This is a genomic window from Paenibacillus sp. FSL K6-0108 (assembly GCF_045040695.1).
In the GTDB taxonomy this organism is placed as follows: domain Bacteria; phylum Bacillota; class Bacilli; order Paenibacillales; family Paenibacillaceae; genus Paenibacillus; species Paenibacillus pabuli_B.
In genome coordinates, this window is record NZ_CP150288.1 from 6493701 (window position 1) to 6510711 (window position 17011).

Here is a 17011-nt window from a genome sequence, read left to right on the forward strand (position 1 = left end):
ATTGAAAATAATACCGAAACGTTTCGGATTTAATAAAACATTTCGGTGCTCTCTTCATCTCGTTCATTTTGCAATTCCTCGTGAACCGTATTCTCAGCTAAACTCAGCGACCTGGTTTGGCTGTCGAGGATCTCAAAACCAATTCATTTTGCAAAATATTAAATTTGGGGCTGTCTTCCGATCTCAGCATGCCCATCAGCAGATTTGCAGCTTCATGTCCCAACTGATACATGTTCTGTCCGATGGTGGTGAGTGGTGGATGAAAATAGGCAGCTGTTGGTATGTCATCAAATCCCACTACAGATAATCTATCCGGAATTGAGATGTTTAGTTCATTCGCAGCCTTCATTACACCCAGAGCCATCATATCGCTTGCACAAAAGATTGCGGTAATTTCAGGATAAGCCTTCAACAACTTTGAAGCTTGTTGCTGTGCTTCCTCTTCTGTAAAATTCCCGTTTACGATCCATTCAGGATTCAAGTTCAATCCTGCGTTGCTCATTGCATCCGAGTATCCTTCATAGCGCTCCTTGGATACAAAAGCTTCCGGGTAACCGTTCACCATGGCAATCTGCCGATGACCCAAACCAATCAGGTGCTCTACAGCAGTCTGTGCACTTTGTTTGTGATTCGTTGATACAAAACCAACATACTCACTATGAATGGGGATATCAATTAATACACAAGGAATGTCACTATCCAATACTTCCTGCAAATAAGGATCATCCGTCTTTACACCCTGAAGTATGACACCATCCACTTTTCGTTCCCTGCACAGCTGTGTGTACGTTTTCATCTTTTGCTTCGCTGTATTCGTGCTGAACAAAATCAGATCATAATCTGAATTAGCAGCGCTGTCATTAATACCGCAAAGCACTTCGAATACAAAGTTGTTATCGATGTTTTTGTACGTCATGCCTGATACGAGCAACCCCAGCGTTTTGGTTTCCTTCATGACCAGGCCTCTCGCTAGACCATTTGGACTATAGTTCAGGGTTTCGGCGGCTTCTTTGATCAGTTTGCGCGTACTATCGCTGACGTCCGAGTACCCATTCAGAGCTCTGGATACAGTCGTAATCGAAAATCCCGTCATTTGTGATATGTCTTTAATTGTAGCCAATTGCTTTCCTCCAAAACGTTTCGGATTACTTATAGTTCTGAGTATACGGATTCGAGGAAAAAAATCAAGAACTTTTTTCGACATTATTCTTGCCCTTTTGGAACTCATCTCTTCCTGCACATATTCTACCCGCATTCCGTTCAATCAAATAGGTAGAAAAAAGATCTCCCGACCTTTTAATAAAGTCGGGAGATCCCTTAAGCTATTGCATAAAACTTAATGTGCAACTGTGTTGTTCAACATGATCCAGACAGAACCAATGACGATGGTCAGCATGATCAACAGACCAAAAATCAGAGCCATTACATTCCAGCGTGGTTTCTCCGATTCACGGATATGCATGAAGAAGAAGAGTTGAACCACGAACTGAAGTGCAGCTGTTACCAAAACAACAGCCAGTGTAGCTGTTCTGCCCATCATATCATTCAGAACCACCACAAGTGGGATGATTGTGAGGACGACGGACAGAATGAAGCCGATGACATAGGACTTGAGTGAACCATGCTGCTCGTGGCCATGGGATTCATGTGAGTTATGTTCTGCCATCTACATCACCCCCATCAGATAGACGACCGACAGGAGGAAAATCCAGACGACGTCCAAGAAGTGCCAGTACAAGCTGATTACGTTAATTTTACCGCGAGTTACATCGGTAATTCCACGTTTTTTCAGCTGCAGCATCAATCCGATCATCCAGATCAGACCGAGCGATACGTGAAGTCCGTGAGTACCTACAAGGGTGAAGAATGCACCAGAAGCTGCACTAGTTGTATAACTGAACCCTTCATGAATCAACTCAATAAACTCCGTTACTTCCAGGGCGATAAAGCTCGCACCCAGAACGGCTGTAACTGCCAGCCAGCTGATCAATTGCTTCACCTTGCCCTGATTCATGGCAAGAACCGCAAGTCCACTTGTAAATGAACTTGTGAGCAAGATAAATGTCTCGGCAATAACGCCAGGCATTTTGATCAATTCAGACAACACAGGTCCGCCCGCCGTATTGTCACGCAACACAATAAAGGTTGCGAACAATACGGAGAACAGGATAACGTCGGAAATCAGGAAGAACCAGAATCCGAGTATTTTCAATTCTTGCGGGTCATGGTGACCATGGTCATGATCATGTGCATGGTCATGACCGTGCTTTGCGGCTGCTTGAGCCATTTATACCGACCCCCTTAACGACGCTTCGGTACGCTTAATTTCGTCAACCGGAATATAATAATCCGTATCATATGAGAATGAACGAGCAATCATGCAAATCCCTACGCCAGCGAGTCCAAGAATCGCCATCCACAGCCATCCGAATACAAAGCCGAAACCGGCGATGAACCAGAATATAGACATGATGAACGGGATCGCAGAATTTTTAGGCATATGAATCGGCTCAAGCGGCTGTTCAGGTGGATAGATCCCTTTAGCACGACGTTCTTTCTCTTCCCACCACTCATCAATATCATCTCCGCGCGGTGTAACGGCGAAGTTATATTCAGGAGCAGGTGAAGGGATTGACCACTCGAGCGTACGACCACCCCAAGGGTCGCCAGATGCTTTGAGTGTTTTGTATTTCCGAATACCGTCTGCGATTTGCGCAACCTGGAACAAGAAACCTGCTCCCATCAGGAACGCCCCGATTGTGGATACAAAGTTTAATTCCCACCAGCCAGTATCCCATCCATATGTGCTCAGACGACGGGTCATCCCCATCAGGCCGACAGCATATTGCGGCATGAAACATACATAGAAACCGATATTCCATAACCAGAATGCCCATTTGCCCAGTTTCTCTTCCAGTTTGAAACCGAACATTTTAGGCCACCAGTAATACAGACCAGCGAAATAACCAAAGGCAACACCGCCGATTAACACTTGGTGGAAGTGGGCAATCAGGAAGTAACTGTTGTGGAACTGAAAGTCAGCTGGTGCAACAGATAGCATAACCCCTGTCATACCCCCAACAATAAAGCACGGTATAAAGGCAATTGTCCACAACATCGGAGTTGCCATTGAAATCCTGCCTCGATACATCGTAAACAGCCAGTTAAAGATCTTAACCCCTGTCGGAATAGCAATCAACATCGTGGTTACGGCGAAGAATGCATTGACATCTGCTCCCGAACCCATCGTGAAGAAGTGATGCGCCCATGTAAAGAAGGAAAGGAAGCTAATGATCAGCATCGCAAATACCATTGATTTGTAACCAAACAATTTTTTCTTCGAGAATGTACTTACAATCTCGGAGAACACACCGAATGCCGGCAAGACAACGATATATACCTCAGGGTGACCCCACATCCAGATCAAGTTGATATACATCATCGGATTACCGCCCAGATCAAGTGTGAAGAAATGCGCCCCGGCAAACCTGTCGAGGAAGAGCAATGCAAGTGTCACTGTCAAGATTGGGAAAGCAAACAGAATGATAATACAAGTGGAGAATACCGACCATGTAAACATCGGCATTTTCATCCATTTCATGCCTGGCGCACGCATTTTAATGATGGTAACCAGGAAGTTGATACCGGTAGCCAGGGAACCGATACCCGAAATCTGAATACCCCATATATAGAAGTTTTGTCCTACCCCCGGGCTATGCGATAGCTCCGATAAAGGCGGATAACTGAGCCAGCCTGCGTCCGGTGAACCACCGATAACGAAGGACAGGTTGAACAGCATTGCTCCCAGGAAGAATAACCAGAAGCTTAGTGCATTAAGGAATGGGAACGCAACGTCCCTTGCCCCAATTTGAAGCGGTACAATAACATTAAATAAACCGAACATAAACGGCATCGCCATGAATAGGATCATGATCGTACCGTGCGTCGTGAAGACCTGATTATAATGCTCGGGATGTAAGAAATCCATGTTAGGCATAGCTAGCTGAAGACGCATCATCAGTGCATCCACACCACCACGGAAAAGCATGATAATGGAAGCAATAATATACATAATACCGATCTTTTTGTGATCGACGGTAGTTAACCAGTTACGCCAGAGCCAGCCCCATTTTTTGAAATAAGTCAGCACCGCTACGATGGTAATCATCGTAATTCCGATCGCCACATCCGCACCATAAATCAGCGGATCGCCGGTAACGAAAAACTCCGATGCAAACTCCTTAAGTCTCTCTAACATTGGGGGCCTCCTTTCGAATCTTTAGTTAGCACTCTTGTCCACGTCTTGTGTAGTAATCTCTTTGGTACCTGAAGCTTCACCGTGCTTGCTGTGAGCACTTTGACCGTCAACAACATACTTGGTCACAATGTCCTGGAACAGCCCTTCAGGGAAGGAAGAATAATAAGCTACATTGCTTGTTCCCGGTTCCGCCAGTGTTTTATACATTTCTTGCGTCAGCGGTTGGGATTGCTGCTTCACTTCATTTACCCATTTGTCGAAATCTTCTTCCGATGTAGCATTAACATCAAAACGCATTTGGGCAAAATGTTCCCCGGTAAAGTTGGCACCTGAACCCCAATATTGACCTTCATGATCAGCTTGCAAGTACAAGGTCATCGCCATACCCGACATTGTATAAATTTGTCCACCCAATTGCGGAATCCAGAATGAGTTCATCGGTGAATCCGCAGTGAGCTCAAATTTTACGGGCCGGTCTGCCGGGATATTCAACGTGTTGACCGTTGCAATACCTTGCTCCGGATACATAAACAACCATTTCCAGTCCAGTGAAGATACTTGAATGGTCACCGGTGCTTTCTCGGAAGCCATTGGTTTCGAAGGTTCCAGATCATAGGTGTAGCGGATCGTAACGATCGCCAGCAACCCAATAATAATAATTGGAATGGTCCACCAGATTGCCTCCGCTTTTGTGCTATGAGCCCAGTTAGGCTCATATGCAGATTTATTGTCCGGTTTGTCGCGGTAACGCCATACAATTACAGCAGACAAAATCAATACAGGCACAATAACGACTGCACACAGAATTGTCGAAATGACAATCAAATCTCTCTGCGAAGCGCCAATAGGCCCTTTCGGATCCAGAACAACGTACTGCCCGCCTGCCAGCATTGGCCAGACAATCAATGCAATTGTAACCAACGTCAGGACAACCGGAATGATTATCCGAATTAGCGACCTAGGTTTCTTGTTCATCTTGATCCCCTCTCCTTAAATTCGCTCATACTGAAAAAACAGTATACTACTCTCTTCCTTCTAAAGATATCAGAAATGAGCAACTTTTTTGTTCATGTTAACAAATTTGTCGATTTTGCACCTTAAATGTGTGAATTTTTTCTCACAAATCACTTGCATACTTGATATTTCCTCATTGTAATCTTTACACTTCAAGTCACAAAATAAAACCCTTTGCAGTCCCGTTGAACAGTATCAACGAATCCGCAAAGGGCTTTATTGACTGGGATTTCGAGTACTTATCCAGTCTTATTATGAACGAATAAACGGAAAAATATTTAATCGGCACCTTCGTCTTCCCGGCGTGTATGAACTAGTCCAATGGATTTGGCAATGACATAAATAAATACACTGCCAACCAGGAAACCGATTCCCACCATTAATCCGAGGTTACGATCATTAAAGTCATTCAGGTTAATCAGGCACATGACCACTCCCGTAATAAGGGCAATCCAAGCCAGAACTGTCATCGTTAGCACTGCACGCCGCATATTTTTATCTTTGCGCTCCAATTGGCTTACCATTGCTGTCTTCGATGCCATAGTAAACACTTCCTTTTCCCTTTTTGTAAGTGCTTTCCTTATACCAATATACCACATCAGTATGATTTTTAGTCAACAAATGTTCAAATTTATTTCGCAATTTGGACACTTTATTTGTGTTTTAACTGTTGACAAGAACCGGAACACTTCTTCTTACTTCTTATAACCCAAAAACGCTCTCCTCATAACATGAAATATCCGGACCTTATGAAGCCTTTATGAACTTGTGCACTCTTCGCTGAAATTAAATAACAAAAAAAGACGGGGCATCGGATTTTCGATGCCACCGTCTTTTTTCTGATTAAACACGTGTTTCCAACCAATTATTTTTGATCACATTTTGATACCAGTAAAAACTCTCTTTAGGTGTTCTGACCAGCGAACGGTAATCCACATGCACCAGACCAAAGCGCATACGGTATCCTTCCGCCCACTCAAAGTTATCCATCAGAGACCAAGCCATATAACCTTTCAGATTGATTCCGTCGTTAATAATCCGATGAATTTGGGCCAAATGCTGCTCATAGTATGCAATCCGGCGATCATCATTGATTTTGCCGTTTTCCAAGTCATCGTTGATGCAAGCACCATTTTCTGTGATGTAGACATCCACATTCCCGTATTTTTGCAAATAGTGCATGAACTCATACAATCCGCGTGATTCCACGGGCCAGCCAATGTCGGTCTTGGTAAGTCCCATATCAACCTCTTCGGATTGCAATGCACCCGCCTCTGGATTGAAACGATTGATCCCCATGGTGTAATAGTTAATTCCAAGAAGGTCGATGGGTTGCGAGATGATTTCCATATCACCTTCCTGAATCGGTACTGTGGCACCTGCTTTTTCAAACCAGTCAACCATAAATTGTGGATAAGAGCCTTTGTAGATCGGATCCAGGAACCAGTCCGTATTCAGAGCAATCGCCCGATCACATGCTGCCTGATCTTCCGGGGATTTGCTGTAAGGCTCGGCCCAGCATACATTGGGAGCAATACCAATCTGTCCTGTTGTACCCAAGCGACGGAACGATTGTACGGCTTTACCGTGAGCAACGAGTAGTCCGTGAGCAACATTAATGGATGTTTGCAGGTCCTTATTTCCTGGCGCATGAATACCAAGCAGGTTGGACAGAAACGCAATACACCATGGTTCATTGAACGTCAGCCAGAAATGGATTTTACCGGAAAACTCCTTGAAAATGACTTCGGCATATTTTACAAAGGCATCCACTGTTCTGCGATTCCCCCAGCCCCCAATGTCCTCAAGTGTCTGTGGCAGATCCCAGTGATACAATGTACAAAACGGTTCAATTCCCGCTTCGAGCAGCTTATCGACGAATCGGTGATAGAAGTCCAACCCTTCCCGATTGATCTCACCATCCCCATCCGGAATGATACGCGGCCAGGCGATGGAGAAACGGTAGGTGTTAATCCCAAGCTTTTTCATCAGCTCAATATCTTCTTCGTAACGGTGGTAGCTGTCACAGGCCACATCGCCATTGTCTCCATTAAATACTTTGCCGGGCGTACGGGCAAACGTATCCCAGATGGATACCCCGCGCCCGCCTTCTTGCGCTGCCCCTTCGATTTGATAAGAAGCTGTTGCTGTTCCCCAGCGGAAATCTTGTGGAAATTGAAAAATCGTCATCGTTTAGTCCTCCGTCTCATGATGACACGCGGGTCATTTGTCCTGCGGCCATGGTTAAAATAACTACATAATCTCCTTGAGGCGTGAGCTGCGCCTTAGCCTGCTCATTGCCTTCCACACGTAATGGATATGCACTACGTATGGTAACCGAACCCTCGTGATCGGCCTTAATCTCAGCGCCTGAGAGTCTGCCATCTGCCCACTCCATTGCCACTGTGTATGCACCACGTGCTCGAAGCCCTTTCACGCTGCCATTGGCCCAGTGATCAGACAGCGCTGGCAGCAAATGCAGTTCGCCCAAATGGCTTTGCAACAGCATCTCCGCAATACCAGCAGTGCCACCGAAGTTGCCATCGATCTGAAACGGCGGGTGATCATCAAACAGATTGGGATGGGTGGATCGAGCCAGCAGCGTACGAACAAACTGATGTGCCAGCTTGCTATCCAGCAGCCTCGCATACAGATTAATCAACCAGGCACAGCTCCAGCCTGTATGCCCGCCACCTTGGGAGATCCGACGTTCCAATGACACTTGTGCTGCTGCCACCAGTTCCGGCGTATCCAATCGGTTAATCTGTTCACCTGGATACAGACCATACAGATGAGAAACGTGACGATGGCCCGGTTCGGATTCGGCAAAATCCTTAAACCATTCCTGCAGCTGCCCCGCGCCTCCGATTCGGAATGGGTAGAGCTTGCTGCGTGCCTCACTCCACTCCTTCGCCAGCTCCTGGTCCACATCCAGCTGCTTCGTTGCTTCAATACATCGATCGAACAATTCACGGATCAATGTCATATCCATCGTCGAAGCCATGGAGATGCTGCGAGCTTCACCTTCCTGGGTGAGAAACTTGTTCTCTGGAGAGGTTGAGGGAGCCGTAACCAGATATCCATCTGGTCCCTCCACCAGCCAGTCGAGACAGAAGAGTGCCGCTTCCTTCATGATTGGATACGCACGTTCCGCAAGGAATTGCTGATCACGGGTAAACAAATAATGCTCCCACAGGTGTGAAGTCAGCCACACACCGCCCATCGGCCAGAACGCCCAACTAGCGTCTCCGCCTGTAGGCGTGGAAGTCCTCCAGATATCTACATTATGATGGGCTGTCCAGCCGCGCGCTCCGTACAGAATGCGCGCTGTTCTTCTCCCGGTATCGCTTAGATCCTCCAACAAGCCAAACAGCGGCTCATGGCATTCACTCAGGTTGCATACTTCTGCCGGCCAGTAATTCATCTCGGTATTGATATTAATTGTGTAATCACTGTGCCATGGCGGCTCCACCTGATGATTCCAGATTCCCTGCAGATTGGCTGGTTGACTTCCTTTGCGCGAACTACCCATTAACAGATATCTGCCATATTGAAAATAGAGTGCCTCCAAGCCGGGATCATTGGCTCCAGCCTGATAAGCTTGCAGCCGTTCATCTGTAGGCAATTCTTCATTGGCTGATGCGCCGAGATCAATAGATACTCTTGAAAATAAAGCCTCATGATCCAGCACATGTCGCTCCCGAAGTGCTTTCATGCCATGAGCCATCGCTTTGGTGATTACCTCCACGCACTCCTGCTCCAGAAGCACACCTTCTTTTACAGGCGCTACATCATAACCTTCAAAAGCAGTCGCCGCGGTCAGATAAAAAACAACCTGGTCGGCTCCCTGAACATGAAGTTTCCCGTCCCTAATCGCTATTTCGGCATTCTTTCCCGTCAGAGTTGTGGCCAATCGCACAGCATAAGCCGTCCCTCGATCTTCTTCGTAGATGACAGACTCTGGATGATCTCTGAAATAATTCGATTCAACATGACTCGGACATCTACTGAACAACGTAAGTGCATGGCCCGAAGCCTCAACGTGATATGGATGTGGACTATCCAAAGTAACACTGACGTTCACAGCTCCATCATGATCAGAAGTGATGGTACAAACCATGAGATCATCCGGTGCACTGGCATATACTTCACGTACATAACGTGTGCCTCCATATGAATATTTCGTCGTTGTAATCCCGTTGTGGAGATTAAGCTCCCGCTCAAATTCATCAAACGGGATTCCATCCAGATCCTCATGCTGCAACTTAAAGTGACCCATCGGCTGATAAGCTTCCACGTCACGTCCCAGCATTTCACGGTTCAGCAATTCTTCAGCTTCACCATATTGCCCGGACATAATCAGTTCACGGGTCTGCTTCAGGTACCGCTGACTGCTATACTGAATGGTGTCACGTGGGAATCCGGACCACAATGTATCTTCATTTAGCTGGATTTGTTCGTCCGCTGCTCCGCCGTATACCATACCGCCAAGGCGCCCATTTCCGATAGGCAGCGCCTCCTCCCAACGGGTAGCGGGCTGACGATACCACAGTCGGTTGTCTTTTGTTCTCTCATTAAATGGGGACATAGATAACTCCTGTTCATGAATCAACTATTTTTCAATCAATACAATTACTAAAACGTTTTCGGATAATTCAAATAAATATTAAACACTGATATTTCTTGCTCCAACCCCTGTTACTTATATGGATCTATCGGTTTTATCTGAAAGTGCTTTCAGTAAGAAAATTATATTGGATTTCGAATTTTGCGTCAATGTTAAACATCACATGCTCAGCAAAAAAAGACCCTTGCTAAGGGCCTTTTTTTGTATATTTACTATTTATCTAATCATTGTTATTTTACGTCTTTGCCTGTCCACAGAGATACACGGTCCTTAACCCAAACAGTGTACTGTTTCTCCATTTCGACTGCGCCGGCTTTATCCAACTCGGCAAGGAAATCATCATATACTTTATCAAAGTTCGCAGTTGTAGTCAGAACTGCTTCAGGGATACGCTTACGCACGATATCCTGTGTTTTCTGGAATGTTACGCTGTAATCAGTACCTGAAGGTACTGGCATGTTGTATGCTGCGCCCCAGTCTTTCAGCTTCAGATCATCCTCGGAAGGATAGAAGTCTTTCCATGTTGTAATGCCATATGCTTTCAACGTTTCTTTCTCTGCTGCAGTATACCCAGCCTGGATCTGCTCAGGGAAGTTCGTTGTGTAATAGTTATCTGTGGAATCTTTCACGCCATCACCGTATCTCGCACTAAATATGTTATACATTCCGATTCCTGTTTCTTTGGAGAAGTTAGAGTTGTCATTGGTTTTGCGATCCTGGATATCTTGAGGGATCACCCGTTGACCGTTTTCTACATTATAGTGCTCGCCTTCAATTCCCCAGTTTCTCAACACTTGACCTTCATCCGAAGCAAGCCAGTCCATAAATTTGATAATGCGAACCGGATCTTTGGCAGAAGTTGTGATTCCGATGCCGTATCCGTCAAATCCGGTTGGCTGGAACGTATGGTCTACAATGTCCTTGTTCAGGGATACAGAGAAGTGAGCATATGTGCTGTCATCTTTACCCGCAGATTTAAGAGCATTTTCCGCTTCCTGATAATTCCACTCTTGGTCAATCAGACCGAGTACACGACCACTTGCGATTTTGGATTTATATTGGTCATCCTTTTGCACAAATGTATCTTTGTCCAGTAGTCCTTCATTGTACATTTTGTTCAACCAGCGGAAGTATTCCTTCTCCTCTGGACGTTTGTAGTGCAGCATTGCTTCATACGTCTCAGGGTTGATATAGTATTCTCCATCATCCGGTGCGCCAGTTGCCTGGAAGGCCGGGTTTGTTACCGTAATCATAATTTTCCAGTCATCGGCATTCAGTGTCAACGGGATGGTTGGTTGGCCGTCAATCGTCGGGTGTTTTTTCACATACTCTTTCAATACATTCTCGTAATCCTCTAGTGTTTTCACTTCAGGGTATCCGAGCTCTTTCAATACCTTTTGCTGAATTTCGAATCCACCTGTTGCGTCAAACGCAACATTATCTACACCCATATTCGTTGGGATTGTATAAATGGCCTGATCCTCCGAACTGTATTTCAGCCGGTTCATCTGGTCCCCATAGATTTTTTTCAGGTTAGGAGCGTGTTCCTCAATCAGATCCGTCAGGTCCAGCATCGCGCCTGCATCGACAAGTTTAGACAAGTTACCTTTTGGAAAAATGATATCCGGGAAATCACCACTGGCAGCCATAAGCGCAATCTTCTGTTCGCCACCATTGTTCACATCATACTCAGCTTCGATCGTAACACCTGTTTGCTTGGTAATTTCTTTACCAACTGCATCCTGCATCTTGTTCCAGGTTGGACTTGCGTCTGCTCCAAAGAACGTGATGGTAACTGGTTCAGTTCCGCTTGACTCGGAGGTTTCCTTGCTTCCCGAATTTCCGCAGCCCGCTGTAACCAGCATTGCACTTGCGAGCATCAACATTGCAAACGTCTTGGGTGTATTGCCTTTCATTTTGCCTCTCATTGTCTAGTCCCCCTATTATTTATGAAGGTTTTATCTGTATAACAGGCTTTAAGCCTGAGGATACCACTGTAAGACACATTTCTGTATGCGCTTACCAAAAAAATAAATTTGTATTCTTTTTCTTAAAACTTAACTCATAGAAACTTTCCATCAAACTATATAAAACGTTTTCGAAAAATATTTTAAAACGCTTACTGAAAGTGCTTACAATAACGATTATATGCTATCCTCAACCTTACGTCAACAACAAAAAAGGCCCCTTTCAGGGAGCCTTTCTCGCAATGAAAATGATCTTATATTATGACTTATTTTCAGTATTATTTCACGTCTTTTCCTGTCCACAGCGATACACGTTCCTTGATCCAAACGGTGTATTGTTTCTCCATTTCTACCGCACCTGCTTTATCAAGCTCTGCCAGGAGATCATCATACACTTTGTCGAAATTCTCCGGTTTGGCAAGGATGGCTTCAGGAATACGTTTGCGGACAATATCCTGTGTTTTCTGGAATGCTACGTTATAATCCGTATCCGAAGGTACTGGCATGTTATATGCTGCGCCCCAATCTTTCAGCTTCAAATCATCTTCAGAAGGATAGAAATCTTTCCACGTTGTAATACCATAAGCTTTCAAAGTTTCCTTCTCTGCGGCAGTATAACCTGCTTGGATTTGCTCAGGGAAGTTCGTGGTGTAGTAGTTACCTGTGGAATCTTTGACACCATCGCCATATCTGGCGCTGAAGATGTTATACATTCCGATCCCTGTTTCTTTGGTGAAGGCAGAATTGTCATTAACTTTGCGATCCTGCACATCAGCAGGAATCACGCGTTGACCGTTTTCTACATTGTAGTGTTGGCCTTCAATCCCCCAGTTTCTAAGCACCTGACCTTCATCCGAAGCGAGCCAATCCATAAATTTGATAATGCGTACAGGGTCTTTCGCAGTTTTCGAAATCCCGATACCATATCCATCAAATCCGGTTGGTTGGAACGTATGATCCACAATATCCTTGTTGAGGGATACAGAGAAGTGAGCATACGTATTTTCACCATTGTTTTTTGATTTCAAAGCATTCTCAGCTTCACCATAGTTCCATTCCTGGTCAATCAGTCCCAGTACCCGACCGCTTGCGATTTTGGATTTGTATTGGTCATCCTTCTGTACAAATGTATCTTTGTCCAGAATGCCTTCATTGTACATTTTGTTCAGCCAGCGGAAGTATTCTTTCTCCTCTGGACGTTTATAGTGCAGCATTGCTTCATAGGTTTCAGGGTTAATATAATATTCACCGTCATCCGGTCCACCGGTTGCCTGGAAGGCTGGATTCGTTACCGTAATCATGATTTTCCAGTCATCTGCATTCAGCGTCAGCGGAATGGTCGGTTGTCCGTCAATGGTTGGATGTTTAGCATAATACTCTTTGAGAACTTTCTCATAATCTTCGAGTGTTTTTACTTCCGGGTAGCCAAGTTCTTTCAATACTTTCTGTTGAATCTCAAATCCGCCTGTAGCATCAAACGCAACATTATCTACACCCATGTTTGTTGGGATCGTGTAAATGGACTGATCTTCCAAACTGTATTTCAGACGGTTCATCTGGTCCCCGTAGATTTTCTTCAGATTTGGTGCGTATTTGTCAATCAGGTCTGTTAGATCAAGCATGGCGCCTGCATCCACAAGCTTAGACAAGTTACCTTTAGGATAGATAATATCAGGGTAATCACCGCTGGCAGCCATCAAAGGAATCTTCTGGTCGCCACCATTATTCACATCATACTCCGCTTCAATTGTAACACCTGTTTGTTTAGTAATTTCCTGGCCGACTGCGTCCTTCATGTTGTTCCAGTTTGGACTTGCGTCAGCACCAAAGAACGTAAAGGTAATTGGACTGGTCGTATCCCCTGTGTCCGTTGGTGTCTCTGAAGCCGTAGTTCCTCCTCCGCTGCCGCTGCATCCTGCTGTAATGGCAAGAGCGCTGGCTAACAGAAGCATTGCGAATGTTTTTGGTGTTTTGCCCTTCATGTGTAATCCCCCTTATGGATAAAATGAAGCTATCTATTGTAGAACAGGTTAACCTGCACATACCGTGATCGGGTGATTCTGATTGTAAAACGTTTGATTTACTAACATAAAAAGCGTTTTCTAAATGGAGTGAAAAGCACTTCATTTATTCAGTATTTCGAGGGAGCAATTCTTACTCTTGTTGATTAAGGTGTGCGTATATATGCCTTGGTAAATCAATAATGAAAGTGCTTTCATACTTGAATAATAATCCCTCTAAAACTCCTTGTCAATAGTGAAATTATAAAAAAGAAAACGTTTTTTGGAAAACGTTTTCGGCATAAAAAAGAACCCAGTTTTCTGGGTTCTTCGCTTCGAAAAATTTCACATACTAAAACGAATTACTTGCTCGCTTCCCCGTTCCACAATTGAACACGGTTTTGCACAAGTTCAGTGTATTGCTGTTCCATTTTCTCCGCTCCGGCTTTATTCAGCTCGGCAATCATTCCGTCATAGATGGCATCGAACTGATCAGGGGAACTGAGAATCGCTTCTGGAATGCGTTTACGGATAATATCCTGCGTTTTTTGGAAAATGACATTGTAGTCCGAATCACCAGGAGTCGGCAAATTATACGCTGCCCCCCATGCTTTAACCGGGAATTCATCTTCACTAGGGAACAGGTCCTTCCACGTTGTCGCTCCGTATGCTTTGAGTGTTTCTTTCTCCGCATCGGAATAAGCGGCTACAATCTGTTCAGGGAAATTCGTTGTGTAATAGTTATCTGTTGAATCTTTGACACCGTCACCGTAGTGGCCCGACAAATTGGTGTAGAGGCCAATCCCTGTTTCCTTCTGGAATACGGCAGCATTGTTTGTCTTTTGATCCAGCACATCGGCAGGAATGACACGTTTGCCATCCTTCACTTCGTACTGCTTGCCTTCAATACCCCAGTTCATCAGCACTTGTCCTTCTTCTGAAGCCAGGTAATCAAAGAATTTGATTGTACGAACCGGGTCGGGATTCGTGGTAGAAATACCTACACCCCATCCAGATACAAAACCAGGATCCTGGAAGGTTTGATCCTTGATATCTTTAGACAGAGTTACCGGGAAGTGAGAATAGGTCGCTTCATCTTTACCAGCAGATTTCAAAGCATTCTCTGCATCAGAGTATCCCCAATCCTGGTCAATGACACCCAGTACACGTCCGCTTGCAATTTTGGATTTGTATTGGTCTGTCTTCTGTACAAAGCTATCCTGATCAAGCAATCCCTCGCTGTACATATGGTTCAACCAGCGGAAGTACTCTTTTTCTTCTGGGCGTTTATAGTGCAGCATGGCTTCATACGTTTCTGGATTGATGTAGTATTCGCCGTCATCCGGAGCACCAGTTGCCTGGAAGGCCGGATTCGTTACGGTAATCATGATTCTCCAGTCATCTGCGTCGAGAGATAACGGAATCGTTGGTTGACCGTCAATCGTTGGATGTTTCTCCTTATATGCCTTCAACACATTTTCATAATCTTGGAGCGTACGCACTTCAGGGTATCCCAGTTCCTTCAATACACGATGCTGGATACCAAATCCGCCGCCTGCATCAAAGTACTTCTGATCTACCGCATAATACGTCGGCAGCACATAAATTGCCTGGTCCTCATTGCTGTACTTCAACCGGTCCATGTAATTACCATACAGCTTCTTCAGATTGGGAGCATATTGATCGATCAGATCTGTCAGATCCAACATGGCTCCGGCATCCACGAGCTTGCTTAGCTCTCCTTTGGGTGACACGATATCCGGATAATCTCCGCTCGCTGCCATTAAAGATATCTTATCTTGACCGCCGCTGACGGCAAATTCACCATTGAGGGTTACACCTGTTTTTTCCGTTAGAACCTGACCTACCTCATCTTTCATACCGTTCCAGTTCGGACTGGGATCCACGCTAAAAAAGCTGAATGTAATCGGAGATGTATCACCGCTTGTATCCTTAAACGACGTTTCGCCGCTGTTGCCTCCACCGCAACCTGCGAGCAAAGACATCGCAAGCACTGGAGCCAGTGCAATCTTCATTTTGAACCTTGCCATAATGGTAATCCTCCCGTTTCATATGTCTGTCTTAGCCGGGACTTTTTGTCCCTGTCTATAGCTTCATGAATGCCACTCCGCAGCCCTATACGGTGAAGCGCAGACCAAATGGCTGCGCTTCGGGCATCCTGATGCTTTTTTATTATACGGTCGCTCTATCTATGTGGCGACCTGCATAAACTTGCTTAAGCTTTTACTGCACCCAGTGTCATACCGCCTACAAAATACTTTTGCAGGAATGGATACACAATCAGGATTGGAACCGTAACAACGATCGTGATCGCCATTTTGATGGATTCCGGTGAAATCTGAGTCATCTGCTGTGCCATGTCATTTGCGTTACGTCCGGCACCCGAGCCTTGCTGTGTACTTTGCAATACTTTCATGAGCTCGTACTGGAGCGTAGTCAGATGCGCTTTTGAGCCGTTGTACAGGTACGTATCCAGCCATGCATTCCATTGGCCTACAGCCAGGAATAAAGCAATGGTTGCAAGTACAGGTTTACAGAGCGGCAAAATGATTTTGTAATAGATGGTAAAATCGTTGGCACCATCCAGCTTGGCAGATTCCTGCAATGCATATGGCAGGCCATCAATGAAGGAGCGGATGATGAACACGTTAAATGCACTGATCATACCCGGCAATACATATACCCAGAAGGTACCAATTAGGTGCAAGTCACGCATCAAGAGGTACACTGGAATCAATCCACCGGAGAAGTACATCGTGAGTGCTAGCGTCGTAGAAACGAACTTTCTCAACCCGAAGTCAGGTCTGCTCAGCGTAAAGGCGATCATGGAAGAACTGATCAATCCGAGCACAGTACCTACGATTGTACGCAAAATGGAAATTTGCAAACCTTGCAGCAATCCTTCGTATTGGAAAATCGTTTTGTAGTTTTGCAATGTGAATTCACGAGGCCACAAGTAAATTCCACCACGTACGGTATCCGTCGAGTTATTAAGCGAGATAGCTAGTACGTTAAGGAATGGATATAAAGTTACAATCAGCACCAGGGTCATCGCGAGGATATTGAATATATCGAACAGCTTATCGCCCCGAGTAGCATTGAATGCTTTGTTCGCCATAATGTC

General features: G+C 45.2%; 12 protein-coding genes. All 12 read right to left on the bottom strand.

What is annotated here, in order from left to right:
- Positions 1–103: 103 nt before the first annotated feature.
- The 12 genes from MHB49_RS29560 to MHB49_RS29615 all read right to left on the bottom strand — a co-directional run bounded on the left by MHB49_RS29560 (position 104) and on the right by MHB49_RS29615 (position 17005).
- Complete coding sequence (locus tag MHB49_RS29560; protein ID WP_405153975.1) at positions 104–1120, bottom strand: LacI family DNA-binding transcriptional regulator; 1017 nt, start codon at positions 1118–1120, stop codon at positions 104–106.
- A 216-nt stretch (positions 1121–1336) separates the two neighbouring features.
- Entirely contained in the window at positions 1337–1666 is a 330-nt protein-coding gene (gene cyoD / locus MHB49_RS29565; protein ID WP_090904683.1) for a cytochrome o ubiquinol oxidase subunit IV, read from the bottom strand.
- On the bottom strand, positions 1667–2287 hold the full coding sequence (gene cyoC / locus MHB49_RS29570) for a cytochrome o ubiquinol oxidase subunit III (protein WP_247899424.1): 621 nt from the start codon (positions 2285–2287) through the stop codon (positions 1667–1669). It abuts the gene before it with no gap.
- Positions 2288–4258, bottom strand: a complete 1971-nt coding sequence (locus tag MHB49_RS29575) for a cbb3-type cytochrome c oxidase subunit I (protein WP_247899425.1) — start codon at positions 4256–4258, stop codon at positions 2288–2290.
- 21 nt (positions 4259–4279) lie between these two features.
- Entirely contained in the window at positions 4280–5233 is a 954-nt protein-coding gene (gene cyoA / locus MHB49_RS29580; RefSeq protein WP_405153976.1) for a ubiquinol oxidase subunit II, read from the bottom strand.
- A gap of 317 nt (positions 5234–5550) precedes the next feature.
- Entirely contained in the window at positions 5551–5814 is a 264-nt protein-coding gene (locus MHB49_RS29585) for a hypothetical protein (RefSeq protein WP_024631414.1), read from the bottom strand.
- Positions 5815–6115: 301 nt separating this feature from the next.
- A complete protein-coding gene (locus tag MHB49_RS29590) occupies positions 6116–7462 on the bottom strand; it encodes a GH1 family beta-glucosidase (protein ID WP_247899427.1) in 1347 nt (448 codons plus the stop codon).
- A 16-nt stretch (positions 7463–7478) separates the two neighbouring features.
- Positions 7479–9860, bottom strand: a complete 2382-nt coding sequence (locus MHB49_RS29595) for a glycosyl hydrolase family 95 catalytic domain-containing protein (RefSeq protein ID WP_405153977.1) — start codon at positions 9858–9860, stop codon at positions 7479–7481.
- A 269-nt stretch (positions 9861–10129) separates the two neighbouring features.
- On the bottom strand, positions 10130–11827 hold the full coding sequence (locus tag MHB49_RS29600; protein WP_405153978.1) for an ABC transporter substrate-binding protein: 1698 nt from the start codon (positions 11825–11827) through the stop codon (positions 10130–10132).
- Between the two features lie 317 nt (positions 11828–12144).
- Positions 12145–13848, bottom strand: a complete 1704-nt coding sequence (locus MHB49_RS29605; RefSeq protein ID WP_405153979.1) for an ABC transporter substrate-binding protein — start codon at positions 13846–13848, stop codon at positions 12145–12147.
- Between the two features lie 380 nt (positions 13849–14228).
- On the bottom strand, positions 14229–15917 hold the full coding sequence (locus tag MHB49_RS29610; protein ID WP_405153980.1) for an ABC transporter substrate-binding protein: 1689 nt from the start codon (positions 15915–15917) through the stop codon (positions 14229–14231).
- Positions 15918–16102: 185 nt separating this feature from the next.
- A complete protein-coding gene (locus tag MHB49_RS29615) occupies positions 16103–17005 on the bottom strand; it encodes a carbohydrate ABC transporter permease (RefSeq protein WP_247899432.1) in 903 nt (300 codons plus the stop codon).
- Positions 17006–17011: the final 6 nt, after the last annotated feature.

Excerpts from the sequence above, each read along its gene's own strand:
- cyoD (WP_090904683.1), bottom strand. The coding sequence starts at position 1,666 with ATGGCAGAACATAACTCACATGAATCCCATGGCCACGAGCAGCATGGT.
- cyoC (WP_247899424.1), bottom strand. The coding sequence starts at position 2,287 with ATGGCTCAAGCAGCCGCAAAGCACGGTCATGACCATGCACATGATCAT.
- MHB49_RS29575 (WP_247899425.1), bottom strand. The coding sequence starts at position 4,258 with ATGTTAGAGAGACTTAAGGAGTTTGCATCGGAGTTTTTCGTTACCGGC.
- cyoA (WP_405153976.1), bottom strand. The coding sequence starts at position 5,233 with ATGAACAAGAAACCTAGGTCGCTAATTCGGATAATCATTCCGGTTGTC.
- MHB49_RS29585 (WP_024631414.1), bottom strand. The coding sequence starts at position 5,814 with ATGGCATCGAAGACAGCAATGGTAAGCCAATTGGAGCGCAAAGATAAA.
- MHB49_RS29590 (WP_247899427.1), bottom strand. The coding sequence starts at position 7,462 with ATGACGATTTTTCAATTTCCACAAGATTTCCGCTGGGGAACAGCAACA.
- MHB49_RS29595 (WP_405153977.1), bottom strand. The coding sequence starts at position 9,860 with ATGTCCCCATTTAATGAGAGAACAAAAGACAACCGACTGTGGTATCGT.
- MHB49_RS29600 (WP_405153978.1), bottom strand. The coding sequence starts at position 11,827 with ATGAGAGGCAAAATGAAAGGCAATACACCCAAGACGTTTGCAATGTTG.
- MHB49_RS29605 (WP_405153979.1), bottom strand. The coding sequence starts at position 13,848 with ATGAAGGGCAAAACACCAAAAACATTCGCAATGCTTCTGTTAGCCAGC.
- MHB49_RS29610 (WP_405153980.1), bottom strand. The coding sequence starts at position 15,917 with ATGGCAAGGTTCAAAATGAAGATTGCACTGGCTCCAGTGCTTGCGATG.
- MHB49_RS29615 (WP_247899432.1), bottom strand. The coding sequence starts at position 17,005 with ATGGCGAACAAAGCATTCAATGCTACTCGGGGCGATAAGCTGTTCGAT.